This window comes from Moorena sp. SIO3I6 (assembly GCF_010672095.1).
Genome location: NZ_JAAHHU010000355.1, coordinates 1 through 4,439 on the forward strand (window position 1 = coordinate 1; position 4,439 = coordinate 4,439).

Here is a 4,439-nt window from a genome sequence, read left to right on the forward strand (position 1 = left end):
TAACCCAAGACAATGTCGCCACAGCAGACTTCAGCGCCTTCAATGGTCGTGAAGCGGAATTCCGGGCAAAGGGTGTACGTATTTTCCCAGACAAGACTGTTGCTCAGGATGTGGAACCAGAGTTCATTGCTGTCTCAAGCGATGGTACTACAGCCTTTGTCAACCTCCAGGAAAACAATGCCTTTGGGGTGGTAGACCTGGAGTCCGCTACAGTGGTGGATATCGTGCCTCTGGGTGTGAAAGACCACAGCCAAGGTCAGCCCACCCTAGAGCTATTTGAGTTCAATGACTTGCCTGTACTTGGTACTACCGAAGGGGGTCAAGAGATTAAACTGGGCGGACTGTCTGGCTTATTCTACGAAGGGACGGATGCAGCAACTGGCAACTTGAAGTTTGTCACGGTTCCTGACCGGGGACCCCATGGCAAACCCACTGATGTGGATGGAGATGGGAGTAAGGAACGACCCTTTGCCTTACCGGATTACCAAGCTCGGGTGATCCGCTTTGAGTTAAATCCCAGCTCTGGCGAGATCACCATTACCGAAACCATTTTCTTGACCCGTCAAGATAGCACCACACCAATCACAGGACTACCCAATATTGCCGGGGTGGATGAAGAACCAGTAGACTTATCTGGCAATTTGCTGCCCTTAGATGAGTTTGGTGCTGACCTGGAAGGGGTAGTAATCGCTGCTGATGGCACCTTCTGGATGGTGGATGAGTACCGTCCAGCTATCTACCACTTTGATGCCCATGGTGTTCTGATTGACCGCTTTGTTCCCCAAGGAACAGCTGCCTTGGCTGGTGCAGCAGTGGGAACCTTTGGCACTGAGTCCTTACCTGAGGAGTACGCCAATCGCCGCCGTAACCGTGGCTTTGAGGCCGTAGCTCTGGATCCAGAGGATAATATCCTCTACGCCTTTATTCAAACTCCTTTACAGAATCCAGACCGTGCTACCTCTGATAGCTCTGATGTGATTCGCATTCTCGGAATTGATACTACCACAGGTAATGCCGTTGCCGAGTATGTTTACTTGCTCGAAGACCCTGCTTTACGTAGTGGAGGACGAGTAGATAAGATTGGTGATGCGGTATACGCTGAGGATGGAAAATTATTTGTCATTGAGCGAGATTCCGCAGTTGGTGATACAGCGAAGAAGTTCATCTTCCAAATAGACCTGACAAAAGCCACTAATTTACTTGCTCCGGATGCCCCCACACTACCTACTGGCTCTACTCTGGAGCAGTTGAGTGCGGATGACCTAGATGCTCTTGGGATTCAGGCGGTCAATAAGATTAAGGTGACAAACCTGCCTTCCATTGGGTATCTCGCTGGTGATAAACCAGAAGGTCTAGCGCTACTGGATGATGGCAAACTGGCTGTACTCAATGACAATGACTTTGGAGTACTCGATCAGCAGATTCCGGTGGATGGCTCGGTTCCTCTGAACCCCAATCCAACTCCTGTGGTCTTAGGTCTGATCGACCTAGGTGAGAACAATGCCCTGGATGCCAGTAATGAGGATGATGGCATCAACATCCAAAATTGGCCCGTTTTCGGTCTATACCAACCAGATGCGATCGCATCCTTTGAGGCAAACGGTCAAACCTACTACGTCACTGCCAATGAAGGGGATATCAGGGATGAAGAGGAACGGATTGCAAACTTGACCCTCGACCCAGAGGCCTTTCCCGATGCTGAAACCCTACAACCAGAGTCTCAACTGGGTCGTTTGAGAATATCTACCATTGATGGGGATTTGGATAATGATGGTGATTTTGACCAGCTATTCTCCTACGGTGGGCGCTCCTTCTCAATTTGGGATGAGTTTGGCAACCTAGTGTTTGATAGTGGTGATGACTTTGAACGAATTACAGCTCAGCAAGTTCCTGAACTATTTAATTCTAGCGGCACTCCTGATACTTTTGACGACCGCAGTGACAATCAAGGACCAGAACCGGAAGGAATTGTCACCGGGGTCATTAATGATCGCACTTACACGTTTATCGGTCTCGAACGAATAGGCGGCGTGATTGTCTAGGATGTCACTAATCCCACGGCTCCTGAATTTGTCCAATATCTGCCCAATGATAATGGTGGCAATCCAGATGATCCAGTAGACCGTGAGCCTGAGGGGCTAACATTTATTCCTGTAGAAGACAGCCCCAATGGTGAACCCCTGCTGGTAGTGGCTCAAGAAGACAGTAAAACCATTACTGTCTTTTCAGTCAACCCCGGTCCGGGAACTCCATCAGATGACGAACTAGTTGGCACCGAAGCTGATGAGACAATCATTGCTGGAGCTGGAAATGATCTAGTTGCTGGTGGCTTAGGTAATGATACTATCTTTGGGGGTAATGGAGATGATATATTACGAGGTGACTTCAACAGCCGTTCCTCTAACAATACCCTTGGAGGGGATGATGTAATTTACGGGGGTGCTGGAAGCGATCGCATTGGTGGAAAAGCCGGTAATGATTCCCTGTTTGGTCAGAAAGGTGATGACCAAATCTGGGGTGATGCTGGGGATGACCTACTGCGAGGCGGTCTTGGCAATGATACCCTATTTGGTGATAATGACTCTAGTGATGGTAGTGATACCTTCATCTTGGCAGCTGGTGAAGGAACTGATAAGATTGGAGATTTCCAAGTCGGTGAAGACTTCATCGGTTTAGCAGACGGGTTAACCATTGGTCAGTTATCTGTTACTCAGGAAGGCAACAACGCTGTGATTAGCTCCGGTGATGAAACCTTGGCAATCCTGAATCATGTCCAGGCTGAAACCCTGATCGATAATGCTGCTACGACTTTTATTTTTGTTGGTTAAGGCAGTGCAGTTGAAGGTGTAAGGTTGAAGGTGTAAGGTTGAAGGTGTAAGGTTGAAGGTGTAATGTTGAAGGTGTAATGTTGAAGGTGTAATGTTGAAGGTTAACGGTTGAAGGTTAACGGTTGACGGTTGTTCGCCCTTGGCGTTTGGTGTAGGGTAGGTTGTCTGTCAGAAGGCAGAATGTAGAATTCTTAATTCTTAATTCTGCCTTCTACATTCTTAATTCAAAAATGTTGTTCGCCCTTGGCGTTTGGTGTAGGGTAGGTTGTCTGTCAGAAGGCAGAATGTAGAAGGCAGAATGTAGAATTCTTAATTCTTAATTCTTAATTCTACATTCTTAATTCAAAAGGGACTCTAATGGTTGACTACCCATGATTGATTTCACAGTTGCTATCTGTACCTATAACGGCGAAACTCGTCTACCTAAGGTTTTAAAGCGATTACTGTATCAAATTAAAACCGACCATTTTGCTTGGGAAATTATGATTATTGATAATAATAGTACTGATAATACCAGCAAAATTGTTGAGGAATATCAATCCTATCCAGGAGCTTATCCTATTCGATATTACTTTGAACCAAAACAGGGGATAGCATTTGCTCGACGCCGTGCTATCCAGGAGTCTAAAGGTGACTATGTCGGTTTTTTAGATGATGATAATATCCCTACTCCTGATTGGGTTAGTGCTGCCTATAATTTTGGTCATTCCCATCCAAAAGCTGGTGCTTATGGTAGTCAAATTTATGGAAACTATGAAGTTAAACCACCGGAAAACTTTCAGCGAATTGCTTGTTTTATTGCTATCATAGAACGAGGTGAAGAGCCATTTTGTTATCAGCCTCGTCAAGGGTTATTTCCTGTCGGTGCGGGGTTAGTGATTCGTAAGCGAGCCTGGTTAAATAATGTTCCTGAACAGCCTTGGCTCAAGGGGGTATGTGCGACATCCCTATCTGCTAAAGGAGAAGATATAGAAACCTTATCGTATATTCAAAAAGCGGGTTGGGAAATTTGGCATAACCCTCAAATGTGTATTGAGCATCAAATCCCAAAATGGCGTTTGGAAAAAGACTATTTATTGAAATTATTTCGAGGTGTTGGGTTAAGTCGGTATCCCACTCGCATGTTGCGCTTTCAACATTGGCAAAAGCCTATCATGATTCTAGTTTACCTAATCAATGATTTGGGCAAGACTATCCTTCACCTGATTAGATATCGCCAACACCTCAAGACAGATTTAGTAGCAGCTTGCGAACTGGAACTTTTTGTGAATAGCTTGTTTAGTCCATTTTATCATTGGATTTTTGGGAATCAGTAATTAATGAATCATAAGGCAAAATGCTGGCATGTATGAATAGGGAATAGGGAATAGGGAATAGGGAACAGGAAACAGGAAACAGAGTGTGGGGAGAGGGGTTAGTGTGGGTACTGTGGGGAGAGCGAAGAAGTAGTTTTCGATAATTGGGTATAGTTACAAACATTTTTTTACTCCCTACTCCCTACTCCCTACTCCCTACTCCCTACTCCCTACTCCCTACTCCCTACTCCCTACTCCCTACTCCCTACTCCCTACTCCCTACTCCCTACTCCCTACTCCCTACTCCCTACTCCCT

Annotated in this window: 3 protein-coding genes; all 3 read left to right on the forward strand. The window is 45.9% G+C overall.

Translation table 11 applies throughout. The features are described from left to right. Positions 1-2,042, forward strand: a 2,042-nt coding sequence (locus F6K49_RS35900; RefSeq protein WP_293104485.1) for an esterase-like activity of phytase family protein, incomplete at its 5' end; no start/stop codon positions are given. A gap of 147 nt (positions 2,043-2,189) precedes the next feature. Further along, entirely contained in the window at positions 2,190-2,828 is a 639-nt protein-coding gene (locus tag F6K49_RS35905) for a calcium-binding protein (protein WP_293104488.1), read from the forward strand. 371 nt (positions 2,829-3,199) lie between these two features. Next, positions 3,200-4,144 carry a hormogonium polysaccharide biosynthesis glycosyltransferase HpsE gene (gene hpsE / locus F6K49_RS35910; protein WP_293104491.1) on the forward strand — a complete coding sequence of 315 codons (945 nt, stop codon included), beginning with the start codon at positions 3,200-3,202 and terminating at the stop codon, positions 4,142-4,144. Positions 4,145-4,439: the final 295 nt, after the last annotated feature.